We start from the raw sequence: 26,066 nt of genomic DNA on the forward strand, positions 1-26,066 counted from the left end.
GACCATGGGTCAGGGCCTCAGCAATGGCCCCCTTGGCGCGGGCACGGCGCATCTGTGCATCGACATGCAGCGCCTGTTCGCACCCGGCGGTCCCTGGCCCACGCCCTGGGCGCCCCGCATCCTGCCGGCGGTTCTGGCTCTCGTGGAGCGGGCGCCGGGGCGCACAGTCTTTTCAAGGTTCATGCCGCCCGACAAGCCGGAGGATATGCCCGGCGCCTGGCAGCGTTTCTATGCCCGCTGGCGCCATCTGACGGGCGAGATGATCGCGCCGGAATTGCTCGACCTGGTGCCGGAGCTTGCCGCCTTTTCTCCGCCCGCGCACGTGGTGGACAAGTCCCGCTATTCGGTGTTTTCGGGGCCGCTCTGCCTCCCGACGCTGCGGCGCCTGAACGTGGATACGCTCGTCCTCTCCGGGGCCGAGACGGACGTGTGCGTCCTTGCCACCGTCTTCGATGCGGTCGATCTGGGGTTCCGCACCATCATTGCGCGGGATGCCATGTGCTCGTCCTCGGACACCGGCCACGATGCGGTGGTGACCATGCTCCGCGCCCGCCTGCCGCAGCAGGTGGAACTGGCGGAAACGCAAGAAATTCTCGCGGCCTGGAGCCCTCTTGGCGCCTTCTGATGGTCAGGTCTGGGCCGCCCAACACCGGAGATCCCCATGAATGCACCTCCGCGCCCGCCGCTGCCGCCCCAGCAGCAGCCCATGCCGGGCACCACCAACGCCATGTCGCCGCGCCCGGACCATGGCGAGAGCACCTATGAAGGGTCCGGCCGCCTCAAGGGGATGAAGGCGCTCGTCACCGGGGGCGACAGCGGCATCGGCCGCGCCGTCTGCATCGCATTTGCCCGAGAGGGGGCAGATGTGTGCATTTCATACCTGGAAGAACATGAGGACGCGGAAGAAACGCGCCGCCTGGTGGAGGAGGCCGGGCGCACCGCCATCCTGTCCGCGGGCGACATTTCCGATTCCGCTTTCTGCAAGCGCCTGGTGGATGATGCCGCCGAGGCCTTGGGTGGCCTTGATATTCTCGTCAACAATGCCGCTCACCAGGCGAGCTTCGAGAAGCCGGAAGACATTTCCGACGAGGAGTGGGCGCATACTTTCGCGGTGAACGTTCACGCCATGTTCTATCTCAGCAAGGCCGCGCTGAAGCACATGAAGGCGGGCAGCTGCATCATCAACACGGCCTCCATCAATTCCGACCAGCCGAGCCCCTCGCTTTTGGCCTATGCCACCACCAAAGGCGCCATCCACAATTTCACGGCGGGCCTTGCCCAGGCGCTGGGCGAGAGGAACATCCGGGTGAATGCGGTGGCGCCCGGTCCCATCTGGACGCCGCTCATCCCGTCCACCATGCCGGAGGAGGCGGTGCGCACTTTCGGTGCGTCCGTTCCCATGGGGCGGCCGGGCCAACCGGCGGAACTGGCCACCTCCTATGTGATGCTGGCCGATCCTCGCTCCAGCTATGTCTCCGGCGCGACCATCGCGGTGACAGGCGGGCGGCCGTTTCTGTGACGGCGAAAGGCCCGGGCGCTGGCAGGCGCCCGGGCCTTTCGTGTGCGGCCGGGGCAATCTTTCACCGCGCGCCGATCACCATCTCTTTGATCCAGTTCACCAAAAGGCGGGTGTAGGCCGCCCGGCTGCGCTCATCCGAAAGGCCATGGTCGGCGCCGGATATGACCCTGTAGGTGAGCGAGCGCACCTTCCGGCAGGCGGAGATGTAATTGGCGATGGTGGGATGGGGGATGTAGTCGTCACTCTCGGATTCGACGATCAGCACATCGCCGCGAAACTTCGCACATGCCCCCAGCGCCCGGTTCTCGCGTGGGGATGTCTCCTGCGAGCGGAAGAGATTGAGGTCGATGCGGTCGATCTTGCCTTTGGGCCGCTCCCAATGCTTGTCGCGATAAATGGCGGGTACGCGCAGCGACATCCAGCGCACGGGCCGCGCCTCTGAGAGGAGCGGGGCGAGGTAGGCGCCATAGCTTGAGCCGATCACGGCGATGGCGCGCTGGTCGACGCCGGGCTGGGAGACGAGAAGGTCATAGGCTGCGAGCGCGTCCTCGAAATTCTGCCGGGGCGTTACGGTATCGCGCATTTCGCGGGTGGCGGCGTGGCCGCGCAGGTCGAAGGTCAAGCACATGCAGCCGAGCGCGGAAATTTCCGCAGCCCGCTTCAGATCGCTTTCCTGGCTGCCGGACCAGCCATGGAGGAAGAGAATGCCGGGAACGCCGGTGGCCGGCACCGCGAAGGTGCCGTCCACCATTTCGTCCCCGGCCATGAACTGAACCTTCTCACTCCGCATGGGATCGGGATTCGACGAGCGCGTATTTTGTGAGGTTTCCGACTTCGGGGTCGTCAGCATCGTAGTAGACATGGGCCTCTTCAGGCGGGCTTTCGGCGCGCCCATAGATTTCGTGGCAGGAGGCGACGACAAAGCGCAGTTCGTCATCGCCGGCGAACGCCTGCAGCGCCGCGATCTCCGCGCCGCTGGCGCCGCCGATGCGCCAGCTCTGCTCCAGCACCCCTGAACGCAGGGTGCCGCGCGCGTCGCGGCCGATGACCACGTCGTAATTGCGCCGCGAGGCAAAAAAGCCCGCAAAGTGCCGGTCGGCCGCGCTGTCAAATGCCCGGGCCTGATCCAGAGCCTGGCTCATCTGCGGGGAGAGGGTGGCGCGGGAGAAGGCGGAAAAACCGCCCCGCGCGCACAGGAGTCGCGAGCCGCCATAGGCCTCCCGGCCCTCATTGTCGCGGGTCGCGTGCTGGGTGCCCACATAGGCGATCTCGTGATCGCCGACGCGCACCCGTCCGACGGAAAATGTGGTGACATCGGAGAGGTTGGTTTCCAGCACGACGCCGCAGGCGGCCAGGTGATCGTCGGGCATCATGGCGATGATGGTTTCCGCGTCCACCGCGTCGCGCACCACATGCTGCTGAAGACCCCCATCGGCCCAGGCGGGCTTCAGACGCACGGGGCCATGCGCCAGCAATCGATAGAGCGCGGTGCGCGCGTCGCCCTTGGAGAAGGCGGAAAAGCCCGGCAAGGCGTGGCTCACCATGTCGCGCGCAAAATCCGCGCTCCAGCCCTGCGGATGCGTGCAGCCCGGGCTGGGCAGACCGTGCACGATCGCCTTGCCAGCCACCACGGGATGGGGCGCCACCCCGCCGAACACGTCGTCCTCTCCCGCGATGCTGAGCGCGACCGCCTCCTCCCCGATCAAGGTGAGGTCGGGAACCACATAAGGACGGCCGCGGCGCGCTCCCGCCGCCAGCGGCCCAAGGACCTCGGCCAGGGCAGCAACGCTCCGGCTCCGGTGGCCCAAACGATCCAGGCCGGCGGAGGGGTGATGAACAACGCCACCCGTCCGGTCGGGCGCAGCGGACAGGCCGGGACCGGGATATGGGCTTCGCATGGGCATGGGCGTGGTCATCCAAGGGTTGGGGCGCATCGCGCGGGTCTCCTGATCGCTGGGTCAACGCGGCTCTTGATCCTGCGTTCCCTGCGCAGACCTATCCGCGACAGCCCCTTTACTGCTGTTGGACCGGTGCATTGCCAGGCGCGGCGGGAGCGGTGGGCTGGGCAGGCGTCGCCGGATCAGACGGCGCGGGCGCGAGCGCGGGATCGGGATTGATGGTGCGCGTGGTGGGAATGAGGGCCATCACCATGCCTATGATGAAGACCAGGAAGGCGAGCGCGATAACGACGTTCCTGACAGACATTGAGCTTATTTCCTTATCAACGGACGGGGACGGCTCAGGACGCGTCTTCCCCCGGCAGACGCTGGCCGGTTTCCTGGCGGCGACGGCGGCGCTGCCAAACGCCATAGATGATGAAGCCGAGAAGGAGGGCGGCTCCGCCCACCACCCCGAAGAAGTAGAGGCCGGCGGCCGCATCGCTCGCTTGGGACCAATTCATGGGGGAGTCCTCCGATTCTTTAAGCCGTGCGGAACCTGCATTCCGGCAGCCATCATCGGGGCAACGGGGTGGAGACGGCTTGGTTCCTGAATGCGGGTGCGGCGCGCGGTCTCCCTCAGGCGCTTTCGCGGATCAGGATCGCCAGCAGGCTCGCGCGACGCATGGGCGATCGGTAACGCTTGAGAAGCTGGGAAAAGCGGCTCAGCGTGCCGTCCTCGAAGGCCTCCACCACCGCCGGCAGCACATAGCTCTTGCGGCAGATGGCGGGCGTGTTGTGGAGCGTCTCGGCGGCAATGCGCACCGCCTCCAGGATCTGTGCATTGCGGCGGCGGTCGCTCGTAGCCGGCTCGCGTGACGCCAGTTCCTCCAGCACGCGGGCGGAGGCCACCAGGGTGCGGAAGTCCTTGAGAGACACGGGGATGCCCGCGACTTGCTTGAGATAGGCATTCACGTCGCCCGCCCGCACCGGGCGCACCTCGCCTGCCCCGTTGCGATACTGGAACAGGCGCCGGCCGGGCAATTGGCGCAGCGCGGCCACAAGGGTGCGAAAGCGCGGATCGGAAATGGCACACACCACCTTGCGCCCGCCCTTGGCCTGGAAGCTGAGTTCAAGCCCTGCCGCCCGCTCCTTGAGGTTGGACTTCAGCAAGGTGGCGGCCCCGCGCGTGCCCCGTTCCCGGGCATAGGCCTCCTCGCCCGGGCGGATGGCGGTGAGTGTCACCAGTTCCACCACGCCGGCGAGCGCCAGCAGGCGCGATCCCAGCGGCGCGGAAAGGTCTCGGGCGACGCGCTTGCGGATGCGGGGAAGCGCCTCGGCGAAGCGGGCGAGGCGCTCCGCTTTCAATTGGCCACGGACCGCTTCCCAGTCGGGGTGATAGCGATACTGCACCCGACCGGCCGCATCCCGCCCCACCGCCTGGAGATGGGCGCGCGCATGCGCGGCAAAGCGCACGTCCTTGTAGGCCGGCGGCACAGCCAGGGCCGCGAGACGCGCGATCATCGCCGGGTCGGTGATGGGGGCGCCCGTCCCGTCGAAATAGCGATAGCCCCGGCCGTAACGGCGCCGGGTAATGTCCAGCGTGTCCCGTCGCACCATCACGAGCCGGGCGGCGCGGGCGAGTTGCGCGGTGGTGCGCGCGCGCACCTGTCGCGGGGAGGCGGGGGTGGCTTTCTTTGCCGATGTCCGGGTCGGTCTCGCAGCCGGCTTTTGGGCGGCTTCCGGCTTCGCCACCGACGAGGTGCCCGCGCTCGCCTGCATCTTTGGAGCGGCCTGCGCGGGGGATGGCGGGAGGCGAACGCTCGCGGGACGGGTGGAGGAAGGGGAAGGCTGCAAGGGCATCGGACAAGGTCATCCATCGGGATGGAGCGATGCGCGCCTGCGGAACGCCGGGCTGGCTGATCCTCCCCCGTGGCAGGGAAACGCGCCTGCCGCGTGCCTGTTCCGGACTGCGCGGGAACGCAGGGCCGCACACGGCACTTCCTGCTCCAGACCCAATGCGGGGGCACCCACAGAAGGATGGCCCGATGACAGAGACCCGCACCACCCGTAACAGCACCCCGATGGCAGACACGTCCCCGGAAACCGGTCCGTCATCCAATGCCTCGGCGCGGGTGCGCCAGGCGGTCGACAGTGGCAAGACCCGGGACAAGATCGGCTATTCCGACCCCGCCGCTGCCCCCCTGGGCACTGATGATGAGGCGGCCGGGAACCCGCCCCGCGCGGGCGGGCCGCCGGAGGCTGGTGACCGCATCGCCGATGGAGACACCGCGATCGGCGCGCTCTATGCGCCGGCGAGCGAGGAGGACAACCGCGCCCATGCCACGGCGCCGCCAAGCTGGCGCACCTGGGCCTTCATTGCCGCCGGCATCCTGGTGCTCGGCGTGGTGGTGGCCACCCTGGCCAGTTAAGCCGGGCCTCAGCGCCGCGCGGCATCCTTCTCCTCTCCCACCAGCGCGGCCGTGTCACCAAAAGTGGGTGAGTTGCCCGCCGAAAGATTGGTGGCAGCCAGCAGAAAGCGGATGGGAAAGCGCACGCCTTCGGCCTGGGCGCGTGAGAGGTTGCGGGCTTGAGTCTCCTGCCGCGCGGCCAGGTCGGCCTCCTTCAGCGCTGCCTCTATCTCCTGTTGGGTGAGCAATCCCTTCCGTCGGGCGGTCTCCAGAAGGCGGGACACCGCCAGGAGTAGGCCCTCGAGCTGCAGGTTGGCTGTATTCATAGGGCTCTCCGTTCTCGTTCATCGTCCATGGCATCACACAACCCAAACGGAAACGATGCTGTGAGGTTCCAGATATTGGGGCTGTCGGCGAATATTCTGGGAACCATATCGGTTACTTGAGATGGACATCTTTGTTGATCCTCCAGTGGCCGGACCGGCTTTCGCGCATGCCTGACCGCTATGCGGGAGTTCGGAGGCGCCGGGCGGTTTTCAACGCGTCAGAGGTGGCGAGCTCGTCGCGAGGAGGCCCACATGGTCCCTGTTGGTCCACGATAAGCTGAAAATATTGTTCCGAATTATAATTTTATTTGTAAATAATATTACTTTTAATTTTCTGCAGAAATGAGAATATTTTTTCTTTAAGCGTGAGTTTGAACTTTAAAGTAAGTGTCTTCGTCATTTCTTATCTTGGGCTCTGCTGCTCCGCCCACGGTCATGGGGGTGCGACCGAAAGGCGGCGAACAAGTTGGCGGGCCGGGCGTTGTCTCAGAACATGACCCGCTGCGGCAGGAGAAGAAGAAATGGACGAGAGAACAACCGCCTATCCTGACGATGCCCGTCAGAATCGCGCCGACCGCCGCGCACCGCCGATGTTCCAGCATGCCGCGCTGAAAGGCCCGTTCGATCATGCCGTCCACAACCAAGGGGGCGGAACCACCGGATCTGTGGGCGGCGATCGTCCGGCCGAGGTGCACGACAGCCCCCTCGCGCCGCGCGGGGGAACAGACGTGATCGCTGGGGACGATGCGCCGGAAGCGCATTGGGATGCACCGCTTCCCGTGCGCATCCGCATCGCGTCCGCCGACAATCTGGAGATCCGCACTCTGCGCCATGCGGGCGACCTGGTCTCGGGGCGCCACTTCACCTTCTCCCATTCGGCAGCCCTGCAAGGGTGCGCGGACGATCTGGTGCATGCGGCCCGGACCGGCGACCCCGATGATGTGGCTGCGGCCGCCATGAGTCTCCAGCGCCTCCTGCGGGTTCTGGAACTGGCCTGACCGGCGCGGGGAGCTTTGCCTTGGATCTTCCCCGCAGCGCCGGCGTTGACGTGGCATGACGCGCCTTGCCTCGCCCGCGCCCGCACGATGCGCGACCGATGAACGGCCCCGCTTGCGGGTCCTTACCTACAATGTGCGCCGGTGCCTTGGCCTGGATGGTCGATACGCGCCGGGGCGCATTGCGCGGCTGATCGCGCGGGCCAAGCCCGACGTGGTGGCGCTCCAGGAACTGGACGTGAACCGGCTGCGCAGCGGCAGCGTGGACCAGGCGCTGGCCATTGCCGCCGAACTGCGCATGAACCACCACTTCCATCCCGCCATCACCGTGCTGGAGGAGCTCTATGGGGACGCCATCCTCTCCCTCCATCCCATGCGGCTGATCAAGGCCGGCGCGCTGCCTGGTCCGGTCAACCGCCGGTGGGTGGAGCCGCGCGGCGCGCTGTGGGTGGAAGTGGAGGTCGCCGGCCAGCCGGTGCAGGTGCTCAATGCCCATTTCGGGCTTCTGCCCCGGGAGCGTCTCGAGCAGGCCCGCGCCCTCCTGGGGCCGGATTGGCTGGGGCATCCCGCGTGCCAGGGGCCGGCGGTGCTGCTGGGGGACTTCAATGCCCGCCCCGCCTCCGCCGCCTATCGCCTGCTCGCGACGCATCTGCGCGATGCGCAATTGTGCGATGGGCGTCCCCCCGCCGCCACTTTTCCCAGTCGGTGGCCGCTCCTGCGCATCGACCACGTGTTCGTGCGTGGCGCCCTGGACGTGGAGGGCTCCGAGGTCCTGAGCGGGAGGGAGGCCCGCATCGCCTCAGACCATCTCCCGCTCCTGGCGGACCTTGCCCTTCCCGCCCATGCCTCTTTGCCCCGCGCCCGCGATCTCAATCCTCCCGTCGGTCCCCGTCCTGTCAGCGAGATCACCTTATGACCAGTGCCCATCCTCAGGCGCGCGCCGGGCGCGGCGCCGTTGGACTGCTCGCGCGTGTGCGCGCCATGCTGGCGAGCCGTGCGTTCCAGGTGGGCTTCTTTGCGGCGGCGGCGCTGCTGGGTGTCGGTCTGCTCTGGCATGCCCTGAGCCGCTACAGCCTGGAAGAGATCGTCGCGGCCGTCTCGGCGGTCACCGGCCTGCGGCTTGCCACGGCGGCAGGCTTTGCGGCCGCCAGCTATGTCTGCCTGACCTTCTTCGACTATCTCGCCTTGCGCTGGATTGAGCGCCCGCTGCCCTACCGACAGGCGGCGCTTGCCTCTTTCGCCAGCCTGTCGCTCGGCCATTCCATCGGCTTTGCGGGCTTGAGCTCGGGGGCCATCCGCTATCGCTTCTATTCCCGCTGGGGCCTGAGCGCGGGCGATGTGGCGCAACTGGTGCTGTTCTGCGGGGTCACGGTCGGCCTCGGGCTGTGCATGCTCGCGGGCATCGCTCTGATGGTGGACCCGGGAACAGCGGAGAGCCTGCTGCGCTTGCCGCAAGCGAGCATCCGAGTGGTGGGAGGCATTGCGGTGGCACTTCCGCTCGCCTATCTCGCCTGGGCCATGCTGCCGGAGCGCCATGCCCGCCGCACCTTCTGGCGTCTTCGGCGCCCCACGGCGGGTATCGCTTTGGCGCAGATCGGGGTGGGTACGCTGAACTTCGCCCTGGTCGCGGCGTGCCTGCACCAGGTGCTCGCCCATGTGGCGGAGGTGTCCTATCCCGCCGTTGCCTCCGCCTATGTGGCTGCCAATACGGCGACCCTCATCACCCATGTGCCGGGCGGGCTGGGCGTGGTGGAGACGGTGGTGCAGCACGTTCTGCCCGGAGAGGACCTGATCGGCCCGCTCCTCGTCTATCGCTTCGTCTATTTCCTGGTGCCGCTGGCCCTGGGGCTCGTGCTGCTGGCGATCACGGAACTGGCGGCCAGGCGAGGCAAGATCGCCTGAGGCCACAGCCCTTCGGATTAAGGCGGATCACCGCCAGAGCTTTTGCCACAGCCGGGACAAGGAGAAGGGCTCCACCGGATCGAGAATCGGGGTCCCTGGAATGGGGTCGGTCGGTCCGTCGCGGTAGGGGGCTCTGAACGGCCGCAGTCGGCGGGGACCCCCATTGAGCGCATCGACCGTGGCCACAAGCGAACCGCTCGCCTCAAGATGGGCGGCAACGCGCTCGGGCGCGGCGCCCAGATGCTCGCCCAGCAGGCTGTTCCGGATGGCCGCGACGCAGTCGCGTTGCGCCGCGCTGTCCGCTTCCAGGGTCACGTCGAACTCGCTGTCGAGCCCGACGGAGCGATTGTTGAGGTTGGAGGACCCCACCCAGAGATAGGTGTCATCGGCCACCATCACCTTGGCATGGACCAGGATCGGGCAGGGGCCTTCCGGCCCTTCCACAACCGGGTTGAACACACGCAGGCGGCCATGGCGATCCGCCCGCGCCAGGCGCCGCAGCAGGCGGTTGCGGTTGGCCCCCATGATGGCGCGCTCGAACCAGGAATGGGTGGTGTCGCTGACCACCGCGACGATTTCGGGCCCGTCGGCTTCCCCAAGCCGCTGTTCCAGGATCTCGCTCACATGATGGGCGGTCAGATATTGAGCCTCGATATAGAGCGACCTCCGGGCGGCCTTCAGCACGTCAGCAAGCAGAAGCGGCGCTTCGGCGATGCGGGGCCGGTTCTTCCAGGCCGGCAGAGAGCGGGCGAGCGCCAGGCGGGTGTTCTCAAAGCCGGGTTCGGCGTCCTGCGGCCACAAGGTGGGATCTCCCGCGCGGCAGGGGATGGAAACCTCCTCGCCCGTGCAGCCGGTCCAGCGTTCATTGGCGAGGGCACAGATGGCGGAGGCCGCCGGGCCGTCCAGCATCAGCATGACATCATGGACGGGACCATAGGGGGTGCCGTCTGGCAGGCACCGATGGGGATCCACAGGGTGATGCCGGGACGTATCCCAGCGATCCACCGTCAGGTCCATGCCGCCGGTAAAAGCCAACGCCCCGTCCAGGCAGACGATCTTCTGGTGATGGGCCGCATAGGCAGGGTGGGTCGGGTCCAGCCGGACGCTGATGCGGGGATGATCCTGCCAGGCATCGCCGATCAGCAGCCCCACGGGCGCGCTCGGTCCATGGACGACCGCCGAACTCCACACCAACACGCGCACATGCAGGTCGGGATGGCGCTCCACCTGCCGGCGGAGCAATTCGCCCAGGGTTTCATCACAGGCGGGATCGTCGGGGCAAAGCCGAATGCGTCCGTCGAAATCCCATCCCACCACCAGGATGGAATGGCGCGCCTTCAGGATGGCGGTGCGCAGGGCCGAGAAGTAGGCATGCCCATCCACCAGCACCCGCGCCCGCCGCGCCTGGGTGATGCGCGAGCAATTGCGCCCCTCGCGAAACAACCGGCTGGGGGCCAGATCCGCGTTCAAGTGGGAATCCAGATCGGTTTGCCATTCCCGTTCTGCATTGGTCTGGCGCTGCGTGACCGTCGCATCCGGCTGCAGCGCGGGCGCGGCATTGCGCTCGCGCTTCAGGGCGATCGGGGAGTTCCACAGGGGCAGGGAGGGCGACGCAGCCACGGACATTTGCTCCAATCCATTGGATGTCCTGCCTTCAATGCCGGGCCGGCCGCGTTCGTTCCTGCGTGGGGCTTTGCCGTCGCCCCGCGTCGCCCGAGGTGACGCCCGGGCGCGAAGGCGGGGAACTTAAACCGGGCCTTCAGCCTTTCTCCCGGAATGCCGGTCCCATCCGCCGGGGACCGGCAAGGCGGAGATGGGACGTGATCGATCGTAGAAGCCTGATGCTGGGGGGCCTGCTCCTTCCGGCCCTGGATGTCGTGGCGGGCGTGGGAGCCGCTGCGGCCGCCCCCGCCGACGAGAACACACGGTTCGATGCCGGCACGGTGCGCACGCTCGCCCGCAACCTCGCGTCAGCTCCCTACAAAGCGGGCGACAAGGCCCTGCCCGGCGAGCTCGACAAGCTCAGTTATGACGATTACCGCAACATCCGTTTCAATACCGAGCGCGCCATCTGGCGGGGCGAGGGGCTGCCGTTCGAGATGCAGCTCCTGCATCGCGGCTTTCTCTTCCGCGACCGGGTCGACATCCATCTGGTGGCGGACGGCAAGGCCACCCGGCTGCGCTACGATCCGGCTTTCTTTCGCTTCGAGCATGGCGTGAAGCCCCCGCAGGCCAGTGCGGGGCAGGCCAATGCGGATCTCGGGTTTTCCGGCTTCCGTATTCACGGGCCCCTGAACCGGCCGGACGTGTTCGACGAGATCGCCGTCTTCCAGGGCGCCAGCTATTTCCGGGCGGTGGGCAAGGGGCAGGTCTATGGCTCCTCGGCGCGCGGGCTCGCGGTGCGCACGGCGCATCCCTCGGGCGAGGAATTTCCCATCTTCAAGGCTTTCTGGATCGAGACGCCCCGGCCGGGTGTGCCCTCGGTGGTGATGCACGGCTTGCTGGACAGTCCGAGCGCCGCAGCTGCTTTGCGCTTCACCTTGCGGCCCGGAGAGACCACCGTGATGACGGTGGAGATGGCGCTCTATCCCCGCGAGGACATCGCCGAATCCGGCCTGGGGCCGCAGACGTCCATGTTCCTGTTCGATCCCGGCGACCGCAGCGGCTTTGACGACTTCCGGCCCGCGGTGCGCGACGCCCAGGGGCTCGGCATCATCGACGGGCGCGGCGAATATCTCTGGCGCCCGCTGGCCAACCCGTCGCGACTCCAGATCAGTGAATTTGGCGGCACCAATGTGCGCGGCTTCGGCCTGATGCAGCGCCAGCGCTCCTTCTTCGACTATCAGGACCTGGAAGCGCGCTATGAGCGCCGTCCCAGCCTGTGGGTGGAGCCCATCGGCGACTGGGGCGAAGGCGTGGTGCAATTGGTGGAGATCCCCACCGACCAGGAGATCCACGACAACATCGTCGCCTTCTGGCGTCCAAAGGACCCGCTGCGCAAGGGCGGCGAATACAATTACACCTATCGCCTCCACTGGACCTGGGACATGCCCACCCCGGCGAGCCTTGCCCGCTTCTCCGACATGCGGGTGGGCGGCGATGCGGGACGCCGGCTCATGGTGCTGGATGTGGTGGACGGCCCCCTGCGGGACGTGAAGCTGGAGGACGTGGAGGCGCGGGTTTCGGCGGGCACCGGCAGCATCGCCAACGTGGTCCTCCAGCCCAATCCGGACATTTCGGGGGCCCGCCTGTCCTTCCTGTTCGATCCCAAGGGGGCGGAACTGTCCGAATTGCGGGCTGGCCTTTTTGCCGGCGGCACGCCCATCAGCGAGACATGGCTCTATCGATGGACAGCCTAGCCGAGCCCCTGCGCCGCGAGCGCCCCGCCGAGCCCCTGGAGGCGCCCTCCCGTCCCGCCCCGGCCTTGCCGCCGGAAGCACCCCTGGCCATGCCAACGCAGCCCTTGCACCGGCGCGGCGAACCCATGCGGACGGGCCGGGACGAGGCGCTGCGCCTCCTTGGTCGGCGGCTCTTCGTGTTCGGCGGCGCCATCCTGCTCACCGCGTTTGCGGCCTATGAGATGTACCGGGTGCTCGACGTGGGCGGGCTCACGGGGCTGGAAATGCTGGTCCTGGTCCTCTTCGTGGTGCTTTTTGCCTGGATCGGCCTGTCTTTCATGACGGTGCTGGGCGGCCTCATTGCGCCCCGCTTTCCCCTGGGGGTGCGTCCCGACGGCCCGCTGCCAAACCTTTCGCTGCGCACGGCCATCCTGCTGCCGGTCTATAATGAGGAACCGGCGCGGGTGTTTGCGGGGCTGGAGGCCACCGGCCAGTCGCTCCTGGAAACGGGACGCGGCGATCTCTTCGACGTCTTCGTCTTGAGCGATACCACCAATGCCGACGTGTGGGTGGCGGAGGAAGCCGAGTATCTGGCCTTGCGTGCCCGCATGCCTGCTCTTCGGCTCTATTACCGGCGTCGGGCCGAGAATGTGGACCGCAAGGCCGGCAACATCGCCGAATGGGTGACGCGCTTCGGCGCCGCCTACGAGGCCATGCTGGTGCTGGACGCGGACAGCGTCATGTCCGGCGATTGCGTGGTGCGCGCCACGGCCGCCTTGGAGGCCGATCCTGGGCTTGGGCTGGTTCAGACCTTGCCGGTGATCGTGGGCGGGCGCACGCCGCTGGCGCGGCTCCAGCAATTTGCCGGGCGGCTCTATGGACCGCTCATCGCGCGCGGGCTCGCCTGGTGGCACGGTCCCCATTCCAATTACTGGGGCCACAATGCGGTCATCCGCACCCGGGCCTTCGCCGAGAGCGCGGGCCTGCCCCATCTGAAGGGCCGCAAGCCCTTTGGCGGCCATGTGCTGAGCCATGACTTCATCGAGGCCGCTTTCCTCCTGCGGGCGGGCTGGGGCGTGCGCATGCTGACCCAGCTCACCGGCAGTTACGAGGAAGGGCCGCCCTCCTTGTCGGACCTCACCACGCGCGACCGGCGCTGGTGCCAGGGCAATCTCCAGCATCTGGCCATCCTGCCCGCGCGTGGCCTGCGCGGGCCGAGCCGCATCCATCTCTTGACCGGCATCGGCTCCTACGTGACCGCGCCGCTCTGGCTGTTGCTCCTGGTGGCGGGGCTGCTGACAGCCCTCCAAGCCCGCTTCGTGCCGCCCAATTATTTCCCCTCCGGCTTCGCGCTATTCCCCACCTGGCCGGCGCAGGACCCCATCCGCGCCGCTTGGGTGTTCGGCGGCACCATGGCGGTGCTGCTGGTTCCCAAGCTGTTCGCCTATGGGGCGATGCTGTTCGACGGGGAGGCGCGGCGGGGCTTTGGCGGGGCGGCATGGGCCTTCCTGAACCTCATGTGGGAATGCGTGCTCTCGGCCCTGTGCGCGCCGGTCATCATGGTCTCCCAGTCGCTGCATGTGCTGAGCATCCTGTCCGGTCGCGATGGGGGCTGGCAGCCGCAGCAGCGGGACGACGGCTCCATCGGGTGGCGGGCGGCGTTCTGGCAATTTTTGCCGCAGACGCTGCTCGGCCTCCTCTTCACGGCTGGCACCGCCGCCATTTCCTGGCCGCTGCTCGCCTGGATGTCCCCTGTCATCCTGGGCCTGCTGCTGGCGGTGCCGCTGGCGGTGCTGACCGGGCGCGGCCGTGGCCGACCGGTCTGGCTGGGCATTCCGGAGGATCGCGATCCCCCTGAGGTGCTGCGCCGGGCCATGGACTTGCGCGCCCGCGTGCGGCCGGCCCCACAGGACGCCGTGGCCCGCCTCGCCGCAGATCCCACGCTGCTTGCCTTCCACCGCGCCAGCCTGCCGGAGGGGGGACGACGGCAGCCGGGCGACGTGCGCGCCGAGCGGCTCATGGCCCGCGCCAAGGTGGAGGATGCGTCGAGCCGCGCCGAGGCCCTGTCTCGCCTGACCCCGCGCGAGAAGGTGGCGGCGCTGGGAGATGACGTGGCCCTGGCGGGGCTCCTGGCTTTGCCGGAGAGGACCGATGGGACCGTTCCGGCGAACGGCTGAGGCGCTTTCTCGGCCGACAGCCGGTCGCTCCCGCTCTGTTCCGGTGCCCTCGGCCGTGCATGAGGGGGCGGACCTGCCTTGCGTCAGGGGAACCTCGAATTCGGCGCGGGCCGTGCTAGGTTGCCCGCCGATTCATCGGACGGCCCTCCTGCGGCCGACGCCATCCCATAAGCTCAGAGGCTTCCATGTATCGCGACGTTCTGCTCCACATTGACGGCCAGTGGCGCGCGGCCGAGGGCGGCCGCACCATCGAGGTGCTCAATCCGGCCACCGAAGAGGTGATCGGCACGGTCGCCCACGCCTCGCGCGGGGATCTCGACGCGGCGCTCGCAGCAGCGGAAAAGGGCTTCCGGCAGTGGTCGAAGGTCTCCGCCTATGATCGCGCCAAGGTCATGCGCAAGGCCGCCGATCTCCTGCGCGAGCGGGTGACCGACATCATGCCCCTGATGACGCAGGAGCAGGGCAAGCCGCTGGGCGAGGCCAAGGTGGAAACGCTGGCTGCCGCCGACATCATCGACTGGTTCGCCGAGGAGGCCCGCCGCGCCTATGGCCGCGTGGTGCCCGCCCGCGCGCCGGGCATCTACCAGCTGGTCATCAAGGAGCCGGTCGGCCCCGTGGCCGCCTTCACGCCCTGGAACTTCCCCATCAACCAGGTGGTGCGCAAGGTCTCGGCCGCGCTGGCGGCGGGCTGCTCCATCATCGTGAAAGCACCGGAAGAAACCCCGGCCTCCCCGGCCGAGCTGATCCGCGCCTTCGTGGATGCGGGCGTGCCGGCAGGGGTCGTCAACCTCGTTTATGGCGTGCCGGCCGAGATCAGCGAATATCTGATCCCCCATCCGGTCATCCGGAAGGTGACCTTCACCGGCTCCACCCCCGTGGGCAAGCAACTGGCGGCGCTGGCCGGCCTGCACATGAAGCGGGTCACCATGGAGCTGGGCGGCCATTCCCCCGTCATCGTGTTCGAGGATGCGGACATCGAGGCGGCGGCCAAGCAGATCGCGGCGGCCAAGTTCCGCAATGCCGGCCAGGTGTGCGTCTCGCCCACCCGCTTCATGGTGCAGGAGAAGGCCTACGACCAGTTCGTGGAGCGCTTCGTCGCCTATGCCAAGTCGCTGAAGGTGGGCAATGGCCTGGAGGCCGGCACCCAGATGGGCCCGCTCGCCAATCCCCGCCGCGTGCCGGCCCTTGAGGCGCTGCTGGCGGACGCCACCCAGAAGGGGGCGGAGATCGCCACCGGCGGCAACCGCATCGGCAACAAGGGCTATTTCTTCGAGCCGACCGTTGTCACCGGCGTCAACCGCGAGATGCGGATGATGAACGAGGAGCCCTTCGGCCCGCTCGCCATGATCTTCCCCTTCGCCGACTTCGACGAGGCGGTGGAAGAGGCGAACCGGCTGCCCTATGGCCTTGCCTCCTACGCCTATACCCGCTCGGCCAAGACCGCCAACGCCATCGCCAATTCGGTGGAAGCGGGCATGATGACCATCAACCACCTGGGCCTCGCCTTGCCGGAAGTACCCTTCGGCGGCGTGAAGGATTCCGGCTTCGGCTCGGAAGGCGGCTCCGAGGCCATCGAGGCCTATCTGAACCCCAAGTTCGTGTCCCAGGCGGGCCTTTGAGGGTTGAGGCAAAAGGGGCCGGGCGGTGTTCGCTCGGCCCCTCCTTTCAAAGCGACGTCACCACTTTCTGGCGCTGGCGGCCGAGTCCGGCAATGCCCAGCTCCACTACGTCACCCGGATTGAGGAAGACCGGATTGGGCTTGATGCCCATGCCGACACCCGGAGGCGTTCCGGTGGCGATGATGTCGCCCGGCTCCAGGGTCATGTAGCGGCTGCAATAGGAAACCAGGGTCTTCACATCGAAGATCATGGTGGCGGTGCTGCCCGCCTGCATGCGCCGGCCGTTCACGTCCAGCCACATGTCCAGGGCCTGCGGGTCCGGCACTTCGTCCTTGGTCACGAGCCAGGGGCCGATGGGGCCGAACGTGTCGCAGCCCTTGCCCTTGTCCCATTGCGAGGACTGCATCTGGAAGGCCCGTTCGGAAACGTCATTGACCACGCAATAGCCCGCCACGTAATCGAGGGCGTCGGCCTCCTCCACATAGGCGGCGCGGGTGCCGATCACGACGCCCAGTTCCACTTCCCAATCGAGCTTGGTGGAGTGGCGCGGCTTCAGGATCGGATCGTCCGGCCCGGAAATGGCATTGTTGGCCTTCAGAAAGATGATGGGCTCGCTGGGGGCGGCGAGGCCCGACTCGGCGGCATGGTCGGAATAATTGAGGCCGATGCACACGAACTTGGAAATGCCGGTCCATGGCACGCCGAGGCGCGGGGTGCCCTCTACCTTGGGCAAGCTGGCGGCATCGAGGCCGGCCAGCGGCGCAAGGCCCTTTGCGATCAGGGCGGCATTGATGTCGGGCACCACGCCGGAGAGGTCGCGGAGCGTGCCATCGGCGGCCATGAGGCCGGGCTTCTCGGCGCCGGGGGCGCCGTAGCGGACGAGTTTCATGAGAAGTCTCTTTCAGGTGGGACGGTCACGCGGCTTCGGTGAGATAGGGCTCCACATCGTGGATGTGGCGGCCCTGTTCGATGGGCACGCAATCGGCCGGGAAATCCTGCTGGAAGATGGCGCCGGCCGCCTTGGCGCTGGCGATGAAGCGGTCGAGATGGACCATGGCGCCGGTGGGCAGGTCATGCAGCACCACGAGGGCATGGTCCTGCGCGAAGCACAGGTCCAGCGCCCGCTCCACCCAGCCGGCCGGGTAGGCCCAGTCCTCGGGGATCACATTCCACAGCACCAGCGTGTAGCGATGGGCTTCCAGGTGGGCGAGGGCCTCGCGGTTCAGCAAGCGCTGGTCCAGGAGCCCGCCACCGCCGAAGGGCCGGAAGAAGCGGCGGGGATGGGCGAGGTCGCCGATGGCCGCCTCCGTGCGGGCGATCTCGCCCGCCGACATGCCCTGCTCGGGGCTGAGGCCGAGCGGCACCAGGTGGTTGTAGGTGTGATTGCCGATCCAATGGCCTTCCGCGTGGGCCCGTTCGCTGAGGGCGCGGCGGTCGCGCAGCTTGTCGCCGACCACGAAGAAGGTGGTCTTCAGATCGTGTCGGCGCAGCGTGTCGAGCACCTGCGGGGTGACATCGGGGTCGGGACCATTGTCGAAGGACAAGGTGATGCGGGTCATCACGGGCTCCGGAGAGGGAACGTCAGGGCGAGGCGCGGCAATCAGCCGGCGCCTTCGCCAGAATGGGTGGCGAGACGCCAGTGGCGGGTGCGGCGCTCCAGCAGGCGCACCAACTGGTCGAAGGCGAAGACCAGGGCCACCACCACCAGGATGGCGGCGAACACGCGCGGGCTGTCCAGCATGGTGCGGTAGCGCGTGATGAGATAGCCGATGCCTTCCGACGAGGTGAGCATCTCCGCCACCACGATGCCGACGATCACCAGCGCCCCGCCGACGCGGAAGGACGACAGCACGGTGGGAATGGCGGCTGGCAGGAGCACCCGTGTGATCGTCTGCAGGCGGCTGGCCTTCAGGCTGCGCGCCACTACCAGATAGTGCCGGTCTATGGTCTGCACGCCGGCCATAGTGCCGAGCAGGCAGGGCAGCACGCCATAAAGGCTGGCGAAGGCGATCTTAGCCTGCGGGCCGATGCCGAACCAGGCGGTGAAGAGCGGATAGAGGATGACGAGCGGCACCGCATAGAGCCCCGAGGCGAGCGGCTGCGCCGCCTTCCGAATCCCCGGCACGGAGCCGGCGAGAAGTCCAAGGCCAATGCCACCGCCGCAGGCGAGCACCATGGAAATGCCCATGGCCTGCAGAGAAAAAGCGAGGTGCTTGAGGTAATCGGGCGCACCGCTGACGAGCGCCGCCAGCGTCTGGGTGAGCGGCGGCAGGAAGAGGGAAGGCACCAGCCCCAGGCGCGGCAGGCCCTCCCACAGCACCAGCAAGGCCAGCCAGATGAGCCTGCGGGTGGTGTCGGGGGAGAGGCCGGGCGTGCGGGCGGCCACGGGGCGCCCTTCGGCGCGGGCTTCGGCGAGGGCCATGTCAGCCCCCCGCCTGGGTCTTGATCTGGCTCCAGATGCGCTCGCGCAACTGCGCGAACCGCTCGGTGGCCATCATGGCATAGGTGCGCGGGCGGGGCAGGTCCACCTCCACCCGGTCGACGATGCGGCCCGGGCGGGCGGACATGACAATGATCTCGTCGGCCAGATAGGCCGCCTCGGTGAGGGAGTGGGTGACGAACACCACCGTCTTGCCCGTCTCTTCCCAGATGCGGAGCAATTCGTCGCCCATGGCGATGCGGGTCTGTTCGTCCAGTGCCGCGAAGGGCTCGTCCAGCATCAGGATGGGCGGGTTCTGCACCAGCCCGCGGGCGATGGACACGCGCTGCTTCATGCCGCCGGACAGTTCGTGGGGATAGCGGTCCTCGAAGCCCTTCAGGCCCACCAGGGCCAGTTTCTCGCGGGCGCGGGCCTTCCGCTCGGCCTTGGGCATGCCGCGCAGCGAGAGCGGGAATTCCACATTGTCCAGCGCCGTGAGCCAGGGATAGAGGCTCGCCTCCTGGAACACCACGCCCACCCGGTCTGGGTCCGGCTGGCGCATGGGCGCGCCCCCGCACAAGATCGTGCCGGAGGTGGGCGCGAGCAGGCCCGTCATCATCATGAGCAGGGAGGACTTGCCGCACCCGCTCGGCCCCACGATCACCACGAACCGTCCGGGCTTCACGTCGAGGGCGATGTCAGAAAGGGCCTGCGTCACCCGTCCGCCGGCATCATAGGTATGGTTGAGACCCTCGATGCGGATGGCGCCGGCCTCGCGGCTGGCCGCCTGGTCTGCGGGCGTGCCGGGGGCCATGCGAGCGCTTGTGTCGGTCATGGCGGGGGCTCCGGGAGCGGGTCTGGGGAAGGCCGTGTTCGCGATCAGGGACATCAGCTTCTCCAATGCTCGCAGCGGGCTTCGAACCAGCGGACCGTCTCGTTGAACAGGATGGCGGCGGCGGAAATGATGAGGATGGCGGCCAGCAATTCCTTCAGCTGGAAGTTCTCGCCCCAATTGGCCACCAACTGCCCGAGCCCGGCGCGCGAGGCGTACATCTCGGCCAAAAGGATGCCGGTGAGGTTGAAGATCATGGCGAGCCGCACCGCCTCCAGCAGCACCGGCGCCATGGCCGGCAGGTAGACGCGCAGCGCGATCTGGAGCGGTGTTGCCCCATAGACGCGGGCGACGCGGACCTGGTCGGCCTTGACCGATTCCAGAGCCGAGAAGGCACAGATGAGAACGATGAAGATGGTGGAGAAAACCCCGAAGCCCACCTTCTGCCCGAAGTTGATCCCGAAGGCCAGGATGAACATGGGAAGAAAAATGGTCTTCGGGATGGAGAAGAGCGTAAAGATGATGGGCTGGAGCACGCGGCTCCAATAGGCGCTTTCGCCGATGGCGATGCCCAGCACCACCCCGAGCGGGGCGGCGATGAGGAAGGCGACCATCACCTCCGCCACCGTCACGCCCGCCTGGGCGAGGAAAGCAGGACTGACGAGGAGCGTGCCGGCGGTGGCCAGCACCTCGCCCACCGGGGGCAGCAGCATGGGCTGGACGAGGCCCAGCGAGAGCACGGCCTGCCATAAGGCGAACAGGACGGCCAGCGTGCCAGCCCAGAGCAGGAGCCGCCCGCCCCTCCGCCAGCGCCGGGTGGACGGGGGCGGCGCGGCGTCGGCCGGACGGGTCAGGGCGGAAGAGCCGGTGGGGGCCGCCACGCTCACGACCCGAGGGTGACGGGGGTGAAGGCGGTGCTGACGATCTGGTCCGCCGGGGCCAGATTGGTGAAGCCGCCGATGCGGGCCAGCTCCATGGCCACCTTGATGTCGTCGGGTGTCATGCGCCCGTCGGTGGAGAGGGCGAGGAAGGTCTCCTCATATTCCTGCTTGGCCACGGCCTCGGGAACGTTGTTGGTCTCGGCGATGATCTTGATCGCCTGGTCGCGATTCTTGCGGATATAGTCCACGGCGCCATAAAGCGCCTTCAGCGTATTGGTGAGCAGCTGCGGTTTCTTGGCGATGATGGCGTCGGTGGATGCCCAACCCACCGCCAGGTGCTTGGGGATGGCGGTGGCAAAGTCCAGCAGCGAGCGGGCCTGGTTGTTCTGGAGCAACTGGAAGCTCAGCGGCGAATAGACAATGGCCGCGTCCACATTGCCCGACAAGAGGTTGGGCACCAGGCCGCCCCCGCCCAGCGGCACGCTGGTGAAGTCGATCTTGCGGTCGGAGCGCATCCACAGCGCCATGAAATCGGAGAGGGAGCCGGATGTGGTGATGCCCACCTTCTTGCCCGCGATCCCGGCCACGTCCTTGATGGGGGAGGCGGTGGGCACCAGCAGGCGCCAGCCCGTATTGGTGTCGGCACCAAGTGCGATGATGCGTGTCTCCACCCCCCGCAGGCGGCCGGCGCCCACTTGTGCCACCAGGCCGATGGTGAGGTCCGACGATCCCGCCGCCAGCGCCTCGAAGCCTTCGCCGCCGCTGCGATAGACGGTGAGGTCCGGGTTGAGGCCGTAGCGGGTAAACAGGCCCTGCTTCACCGCCACGTCGGCGACGATGGAGGGCCACCAGGTCTTGGTGGGCAGGCCGATGCGCACGGTCTCGGCGGCAAGGACGGGCCGTCCGCCAATGGCGAAGGCCGCGGCGCCGGCGGCGAGCGCCAGGGCGCCGCGACGGGTGAAGGCGGGGGCGGCGATCTGATTGTTCATTGTCTTTTCCCTCCCAGAAACGTTCCGCGCCAGGCGGCACCGGGTTGCGTGACGCAAACGCGTTGAAGCTGTCGGTGGTGCCGTCAAGCGGCGCATTCGTCGGTCGTTTTGCTGCTCAACTGGCGGATGATCTCGTCCACGCCGAGCACGTCGCCGTATTTCAAATCGATGTCGGCGAGGCTTTGGAGATGAGCGTCGGCGAGGCGGTCGGCGGTGGCTTCGCGGGCCACGATGGTGCGGAACCCGTGCTGGCAGGCATCCACGGCGGAAGCGCGCACGCAGCCGCTTGTGGTGCATCCGGCGATCACCAGCGTGTCCACCTGATGCGCCTTGAGGCGATCGGCCAGATCAGTGGCAAAGAAGCAACTGGCGAAGGGCTTGGCGAACACATGGTCGCCGGCCGCCACATGAAGGCGGGGGTCCTGCGCCACGCCGGGGCTGCCGGTGACGAGGGCCTGGAGCCCATGGATCTTCTTCGCCCACACGCCGGCCTCGCGGGCGGGATCATCGTAGGAGATGGTGGAGAAGAAGACCGGCGCGCCGCGTGTGCGGGCGGCGGCGATGAGGCGGTTGGCTTCGCCGATTTCCCGCTCCATGGCGGCGCCCAAGGGCGCGGCAGGGTCTGTGAAAGCGCAGGTGAAATCCACCACCAGCAAGGCTGGGGCCTGGCCGAAGCCAACGGGGGAGCCGAAGCCGCGCGCGTGCACGGCGGCGAGTTCAGACGTCATGGCGTCTCCTTCCCTCACCGGGGATCTGACGTCCCCGTATCATTGCCGCCGATCATGGGGCCATTCCCCGCTCTTGATTATCGGGAATTAAAAAAAGATATTATTTCCCAACCATCGATAATCCACCAACCGGGACGCGCACATGGCCGCCTTGCCCGACGGCCCGCTGAACGAGGCGAGCATCCTCTCTTTGCGTTGCTTCGTGGCGGTGGTGGAAACGCAGAGCTTCTCCTCGGCGGCACGCCAACTGCGCCTGGCCGCCTCCTCGGTCACCAAGCATGTGCAGGTGCTGGAACATGCGCTGAAGGTGGCGCTCGTCCATCGCAGCACGCGACGCATCTCCGTCACCGATGCGGGCGAGCGCTTCTATGACCAGTGCGTTGGCATCCTCGCCCAGGTGGATGCCGCCGCCACGGTCATGAGCACGGAGCGGGAACTGAGCGGCCACTTGCGGGTGACCGCACCGCCCTCTTTCGTCGCGTCCTCGCTCGGGCCCAATTTGCACGCCTTCCTCGCAGAGCATCCCGGCATCACGCTGGACCTGATGGTTTCGAGCGCCACGCCAGACCTGATCCGCGACCGCATCGACGTGGCCATCACGCTCCAGGAAGAGCCCATCTCCAAGCTCGCCCATGTGCTGCTGGCGCCCTGCGGCCGCATTCTGTGCGCGGCGCCGGCCTATGTGGCCCGGGCGGGCCTGCCGCGCACGCCGGAAGACCTCGCGCACCATGATTGCCTCGCCAGCCGCTTCTCCGACCTGGCCGAGACCTGGCTGCTGCGGGACGGGCCGGACGAGGAGTGGCGGTCCGTTCACACCCGAAGCCGCCTTCTCTCGGATAATGGCGACCTCCTGCGGCTGGCCTGCCTTTCGGGGGCGGGGATCGCGAATTTCTATGCCTTCCATGCCCAGCAGGACCTGGCGGCGGGCCGCCTGATTGCGGTGCTGCCGCAGGTGCAGATGAAGCCGAAGAACATCTATGCGGTGATCCCACATCGCCAGATCGTGCGCCCGCCCACCCGCGCCTTCATCGACTTCGTCCGTCGCGTCGCCACCGCCTCTCCGGTGCCGTGAGAAGCGAGGGCGCCTTCGCTATCACGCGACCCCGCTGATGCGGGCGATCAGGTCTTCGGGCCGGTCGGGAAGGCAATCGCCCCGCCAGGCCACGTGCTGGTCGGGCCGCACCAGAACGGCCTTGCGGTCATAGATGGCCGCCTCCGGCGTCGGTTCGACATCCAGCACCGCCAGGGGCACGCCGCACGCCTGCGCAACGCTCAAGAGCCCGCTCACGTCGAGCGACGGGTCGAAGCGCAGCAAGGTGTAGTCGGGACCGAGCGCGTCATAGAGCGAGCGGCCATCGGCCAGCCAGAAATGAGGCGCGCGGCAGCCGGGCACGGTGGAGGGCTCGAACGTGCCCATGCCATAAGCGGGCTGGGCCTCCCCATCATAGGCGATGAGCGGCGAGCGGTCGTAGAAATAGCCGAAGTTCAGGCCGGCGCAGCAATATTGCTGCACGTTGAGATCATACACATCCTGCCCGAAGGCGGCGCGCAGGGCATCGCCCTCCGGGCCGGGCTTCTCGATGTCCGTCGGCACCGCGCGGCGACGCTTGGCCATCTCTTCGGCATGGCGCATGGCGAAGTGGGAGACCTGCTGGGTGATGGGCTGGCGCTCGGCCTCGTGGGCATCGAGGATGGCCGGGCCACCCCAGCCGTTGAGATGGGCCGCCAGCAGCCAGGACAGGTTGGTGGCATCCGCGATGCCCGCATTCATGCCATAGCCCGCATAGGGCACCCAGATATGGGCGGCATCGCCGCAGATGAAGACGCGGCGATCCCGGAAGCGGTTGGCCACGAGGCGACGGCCGAACCAGTCCTCCCGGCTCACCACGTCATAGGAAAAATCCGGGCCGACGCCGAGAATGGTGCGGATGGCCCAGTCCCGGTCCACGGCCTCGAAGTCTGCCTCCTCGTCGCGCAGATAATTGTGCACCAGCCAAAGCTCTTTCCCGTCAATGGCATAGATGTTGCCGCTGCGGCGGGGATTGAGCGTGAACATGGACCAGGCGGGCGGCAACTGCATGTGCGCGATGAGGTCGGGCGCACGGATGAGGGTGGATTGGACGCGCTGAACCACCGCGTCGCCTTCGAGCCGCGCGCCCATCTGGCGGCGGATCTCCGACTTGCCGCCGTCGCAACCCACCAGATAGGCGGCCTTGATCTCGACGGGCGCGCCGGTCTCAAGATCGCGGGCGGTGGCGGTGACGCCGGTCGCGTCCTGCGTGAAGCGCTCCACCTGCGTGCGGTTGAGGATGCGGATCTTGGGCTGGCGCGCCGCATGGGCGAACAGGATGGGTTCCAGATAGATCTGGTTGATGCGATGGGGCGGCTCGGGGGTGGGCCACCAGGTGTCCGGCCCGTCCTTCGCGGTGTAGCGGTCCCGCCGACAGGGAATGGGGATGCGGGTGATTTCAGCGCCCACCGTCGAGGTGCGGTAGGACACGTCATTGGCATAGTCTTCCGGCAGCCCGGCATGGCGCAAGGCGCTGGCGACGCCCAGCCGGCGGAAGATTTCCATGGAGCGGGCCGAGACGTGGTTGCACTTGACGTTCGGCGGCTCGCCAGCGGCACGGACCTCCACCACCGTCACATCAATGCCCCGGGCGGCGAGGTCGAGCGCGAGGGTGAGGCCGACTGGCCCTGCGCCGACAACAAGCACGGAGGTGGCGAGGGGCTGGGATGGAACGGTCGGCGGGGCAGTGGTCGGCGGGGCAGTCATGGACGCGGTCATGAGCAAGGCCTCTGTTGGGCTGGGCATGCGCAAGGCGGGCCGCGCCGGGGCGCGGCCGCATCAAGGGGCGGGAGGCGAAGAGGGGCGGTTCAGTCGGCGGTGGCGCCGGTCGCCCGCACCACGGGCCCCCATTTGCCGATCTCCGCGCGGATATAGGCGGCAAAATCCGAGGGGCTGTCCGAGACCGGCTGCAGGCCGATCCGCCCGAAGGCCTCCGCCGTCGCCGGATCCGCCACGAAGGCGCGCAACTGCGTGCTGAGCGCCGAGACGATGTCCGGCGCAAGCCCGGCCGGGCCGACAATGCCTTGCCAGGCGGTGGCCTCGTAGCCGGCGATGCCCGCCTCGGCCAGGGTCGGCACGTCCGGCAGGCCGGCGAGGCGCTGGGCCGTGGTTACGCCCAGCGGGATGATCTTGCCCGCCTGGATCTGCCCGAGCGCTGGGGCAAGGTCTGAGACCATGAGGGAAATCTGCCCGCCCACCAAATCGTTCATGGCTGGCGCGCTGCCCTTGTAGGGCACATGGATCACGTCGATGCCGGTGCTGGTCTTCAGCAGTTCCATGAACAGGTGCTGGGGCGAGCCGTTTCCGGCGGAACCATAGGTGAGGGTGCCGGGCTTGGCCTTCGCCAGGGCGACAAGGTCCTTCAGCGTCTTCACACCAGTGGCGGGATTGGCCACCAGAACGAAGGGCACGTTGGCGACGAGGCCCACGGGCGTGAAGGAGGTGACGGGGTCATAGGGCAGCTTCTTGTAAAGCGCCGGATTGATGGCCAGCGTGGTGCTGGTGGCCAGGAGCAGCGTGTAGCCGTCGGGCGTTGCGCGCGCCACGAAATCGGCCCCCACGGCCGAGCCGGCGCCGGGGCGGTTTTCCACCACGAAGGGTTGGCCGAGCTTGTCCTGGAGCCATTTGGCCACCAGCCGGCCGAGCGCATCGCTCGCGCCGCCGGGGGCGTAGGGCACCACCAGGGTGACGGGACGGGTGGGATAGGTCTGCGCGACGGCAGGCGCACCGGCGCACAGGAGGGCGGCCGCAAGGCTCGCGCAGGCGCCGAGCAAGGTGCGGCGGGCGAAGGGGCGCGGGCCGGCGCGGGGGGCGGATCGGGTCTCGTCCATGGCGTGCTCCCTGTGTCGATGCTTTCCCGACCGTGACGGTGAGCCGGATGCATCTTGTTCGTCCGATTCTCGGACGATCATTGTTCGCTCTCAGCGAGACTTTTTGCTTAACATATTAAGGGAACGCCGTTCAAGGCCAATATAGCGCTAGAA

General features: G+C 67.7%; 26 protein-coding genes. 10 read left to right on the forward strand and 16 right to left on the reverse strand.

Features of this window, described 5'->3' with window-relative positions; all coding sequences use genetic code 11:
* Window positions 1-4: 4 nt before the first annotated feature.
* The gene (locus tag PV781_RS12820; RefSeq protein WP_274776016.1) at window positions 5-625 is read left to right on the forward strand and encodes a cysteine hydrolase family protein; all 621 of its coding nucleotides are present in this window, start codon (window positions 5-7) and stop codon (window positions 623-625) included.
* A gap of 36 nt (window positions 626-661) precedes the next feature.
* Window positions 662-1,519, forward strand: coding sequence for an SDR family oxidoreductase (locus PV781_RS12825; protein WP_274776017.1), 858 nt, complete (start codon window positions 662-664; stop codon window positions 1,517-1,519).
* A gap of 61 nt (window positions 1,520-1,580) precedes the next feature.
* Here the strand turns inward: PV781_RS12825 and PV781_RS12830 are convergent, their stop codons facing one another.
* The 5 genes from PV781_RS12830 to PV781_RS12850 form a co-directional block, all read right to left on the reverse strand.
* The gene (locus tag PV781_RS12830; RefSeq protein WP_274776018.1) at window positions 1,581-2,285 is read right to left on the reverse strand and encodes an alpha/beta hydrolase family protein; all 705 of its coding nucleotides are present in this window, start codon (window positions 2,283-2,285) and stop codon (window positions 1,581-1,583) included.
* A 13-nt stretch (window positions 2,286-2,298) separates the two neighbouring features.
* Entirely contained in the window at window positions 2,299-3,453 is a 1,155-nt protein-coding gene (locus PV781_RS12835) for a DUF3182 family protein (protein ID WP_274776019.1), read from the reverse strand.
* Between the two features lie 79 nt (window positions 3,454-3,532).
* Complete coding sequence (locus tag PV781_RS12840) at window positions 3,533-3,724, reverse strand: hypothetical protein (protein WP_274776020.1); 192 nt, start codon at window positions 3,722-3,724, stop codon at window positions 3,533-3,535.
* Window positions 3,725-3,758: 34 nt separating this feature from the next.
* Window positions 3,759-3,920, reverse strand: coding sequence for a hypothetical protein (locus PV781_RS12845; protein WP_274776021.1), 162 nt, complete (start codon window positions 3,918-3,920; stop codon window positions 3,759-3,761).
* 115 nt (window positions 3,921-4,035) lie between these two features.
* Window positions 4,036-5,064, reverse strand: coding sequence for a DNA topoisomerase IB (locus PV781_RS12850; RefSeq protein ID WP_274776022.1), 1,029 nt, complete (start codon window positions 5,062-5,064; stop codon window positions 4,036-4,038).
* A gap of 380 nt (window positions 5,065-5,444) precedes the next feature.
* Here PV781_RS12850 and PV781_RS12855 point away from each other — a divergent pair, with 380 nt between their 5' ends.
* Window positions 5,445-5,828: a hypothetical protein gene (locus PV781_RS12855; RefSeq protein ID WP_274776023.1), complete on the forward strand. Its 384-nt coding sequence runs from the start codon at window positions 5,445-5,447 to the stop codon at window positions 5,826-5,828.
* Window positions 5,829-5,836: 8 nt separating this feature from the next.
* Here PV781_RS12855 and PV781_RS12860 read toward each other — a convergent pair whose 3' ends face one another.
* Window positions 5,837-6,133 carry a hypothetical protein gene (locus PV781_RS12860; RefSeq protein ID WP_274776024.1) on the reverse strand — a complete coding sequence of 99 codons (297 nt, stop codon included), beginning with the start codon at window positions 6,131-6,133 and terminating at the stop codon, window positions 5,837-5,839.
* Window positions 6,134-6,654: 521 nt separating this feature from the next.
* Between PV781_RS12860 and PV781_RS12865 the strand changes: the two genes are divergently transcribed.
* From PV781_RS12865 to PV781_RS12875, 3 genes are all read left to right on the forward strand, one after another.
* Window positions 6,655-7,131, forward strand: coding sequence for a hypothetical protein (locus PV781_RS12865; RefSeq protein WP_274776025.1), 477 nt, complete (start codon window positions 6,655-6,657; stop codon window positions 7,129-7,131).
* 112 nt (window positions 7,132-7,243) lie between these two features.
* Complete coding sequence (locus PV781_RS12870; protein ID WP_274776026.1) at window positions 7,244-8,044, forward strand: endonuclease/exonuclease/phosphatase family protein; 801 nt, start codon at window positions 7,244-7,246, stop codon at window positions 8,042-8,044.
* Between the two features lie 65 nt (window positions 8,045-8,109).
* Window positions 8,110-9,030: a putative bifunctional lysylphosphatidylglycerol flippase/synthetase gene (locus tag PV781_RS12875; protein WP_425532398.1), complete on the forward strand. Its 921-nt coding sequence runs from the start codon at window positions 8,110-8,112 to the stop codon at window positions 9,028-9,030.
* Between the two features lie 27 nt (window positions 9,031-9,057).
* On the opposite strand, the gene PV781_RS12880 is transcribed toward PV781_RS12875, so the two are convergent.
* Window positions 9,058-10,650 carry a phospholipase D-like domain-containing protein gene (locus PV781_RS12880; protein ID WP_274776028.1) on the reverse strand — a complete coding sequence of 531 codons (1,593 nt, stop codon included), beginning with the start codon at window positions 10,648-10,650 and terminating at the stop codon, window positions 9,058-9,060.
* A gap of 203 nt (window positions 10,651-10,853) precedes the next feature.
* On the opposite strand from PV781_RS12880, the gene PV781_RS12885 reads away from it, so the two are divergent.
* The 3 genes from PV781_RS12885 (at window position 10,854) to PV781_RS12895 (ending at window position 16,164) form a co-directional block, all read left to right on the forward strand.
* On the forward strand, window positions 10,854-12,389 hold the full coding sequence (locus tag PV781_RS12885; RefSeq protein WP_274776159.1) for an OpgD/OpgG family glucan biosynthesis protein: 1,536 nt from the start codon (window positions 10,854-10,856) through the stop codon (window positions 12,387-12,389).
* Entirely contained in the window at window positions 12,365-14,545 is a 2,181-nt protein-coding gene (gene mdoH / locus PV781_RS12890) for a glucans biosynthesis glucosyltransferase MdoH (protein WP_274776029.1), read from the forward strand. The genes PV781_RS12885 and mdoH overlap by 25 nt, the downstream gene beginning before the upstream one ends.
* 185 nt (window positions 14,546-14,730) lie before the next feature.
* The gene (locus PV781_RS12895; protein WP_274776030.1) at window positions 14,731-16,164 is read left to right on the forward strand and encodes an NAD-dependent succinate-semialdehyde dehydrogenase; all 1,434 of its coding nucleotides are present in this window, start codon (window positions 14,731-14,733) and stop codon (window positions 16,162-16,164) included.
* Between the two features lie 46 nt (window positions 16,165-16,210).
* Here PV781_RS12895 and PV781_RS12900 read toward each other — a convergent pair whose 3' ends face one another.
* The 7 genes from PV781_RS12900 to PV781_RS12930 all read right to left on the reverse strand — a co-directional run bounded on the left by PV781_RS12900 (window position 16,211) and on the right by PV781_RS12930 (window position 22,013).
* Window positions 16,211-17,053, reverse strand: coding sequence for a fumarylacetoacetate hydrolase family protein (locus tag PV781_RS12900; protein ID WP_274776031.1), 843 nt, complete (start codon window positions 17,051-17,053; stop codon window positions 16,211-16,213).
* Between the two features lie 25 nt (window positions 17,054-17,078).
* A complete protein-coding gene (locus PV781_RS12905) occupies window positions 17,079-17,723 on the reverse strand; it encodes a polysaccharide deacetylase family protein (protein ID WP_274776032.1) in 645 nt (214 codons plus the stop codon).
* Between the two features lie 41 nt (window positions 17,724-17,764).
* Window positions 17,765-18,586 carry an ABC transporter permease gene (locus tag PV781_RS12910; RefSeq protein ID WP_274776033.1) on the reverse strand — a complete coding sequence of 274 codons (822 nt, stop codon included), beginning with the start codon at window positions 18,584-18,586 and terminating at the stop codon, window positions 17,765-17,767.
* A gap of 1 nt (window position 18,587) precedes the next feature.
* Entirely contained in the window at window positions 18,588-19,418 is an 831-nt protein-coding gene (locus PV781_RS12915; RefSeq protein ID WP_274776034.1) for an ABC transporter ATP-binding protein, read from the reverse strand.
* 53 nt (window positions 19,419-19,471) lie between these two features.
* Window positions 19,472-20,296, reverse strand: coding sequence for an ABC transporter permease (locus PV781_RS12920; protein WP_274776035.1), 825 nt, complete (start codon window positions 20,294-20,296; stop codon window positions 19,472-19,474).
* Between the two features lie 2 nt (window positions 20,297-20,298).
* A complete protein-coding gene (locus PV781_RS12925) occupies window positions 20,299-21,285 on the reverse strand; it encodes an ABC transporter substrate-binding protein (protein WP_274776036.1) in 987 nt (328 codons plus the stop codon).
* An 83-nt stretch (window positions 21,286-21,368) separates the two neighbouring features.
* Window positions 21,369-22,013, reverse strand: coding sequence for an isochorismatase family protein (locus PV781_RS12930; protein ID WP_274776037.1), 645 nt, complete (start codon window positions 22,011-22,013; stop codon window positions 21,369-21,371).
* A gap of 142 nt (window positions 22,014-22,155) precedes the next feature.
* Here PV781_RS12930 and PV781_RS12935 point away from each other — a divergent pair, with 142 nt between their 5' ends.
* Window positions 22,156-23,085 carry a LysR family transcriptional regulator gene (locus tag PV781_RS12935; RefSeq protein ID WP_274776038.1) on the forward strand — a complete coding sequence of 310 codons (930 nt, stop codon included), beginning with the start codon at window positions 22,156-22,158 and terminating at the stop codon, window positions 23,083-23,085.
* Window positions 23,086-23,106: 21 nt separating this feature from the next.
* Here the strand turns inward: PV781_RS12935 and PV781_RS12940 are convergent, their stop codons facing one another.
* Window positions 23,107-24,801 carry an FAD-dependent oxidoreductase gene (locus tag PV781_RS12940; RefSeq protein ID WP_425532395.1) on the reverse strand — a complete coding sequence of 565 codons (1,695 nt, stop codon included), beginning with the start codon at window positions 24,799-24,801 and terminating at the stop codon, window positions 23,107-23,109.
* 89 nt (window positions 24,802-24,890) lie between these two features.
* Window positions 24,891-25,913 carry a Bug family tripartite tricarboxylate transporter substrate binding protein gene (locus PV781_RS12945; protein WP_274776039.1) on the reverse strand — a complete coding sequence of 341 codons (1,023 nt, stop codon included), beginning with the start codon at window positions 25,911-25,913 and terminating at the stop codon, window positions 24,891-24,893.
* Window positions 25,914-26,066: the final 153 nt, after the last annotated feature.

The organism is Aquabacter sediminis (genome assembly GCF_028863665.1).
Taxonomy (GTDB): domain Bacteria; phylum Pseudomonadota; class Alphaproteobacteria; order Rhizobiales; family Xanthobacteraceae; genus L1I39.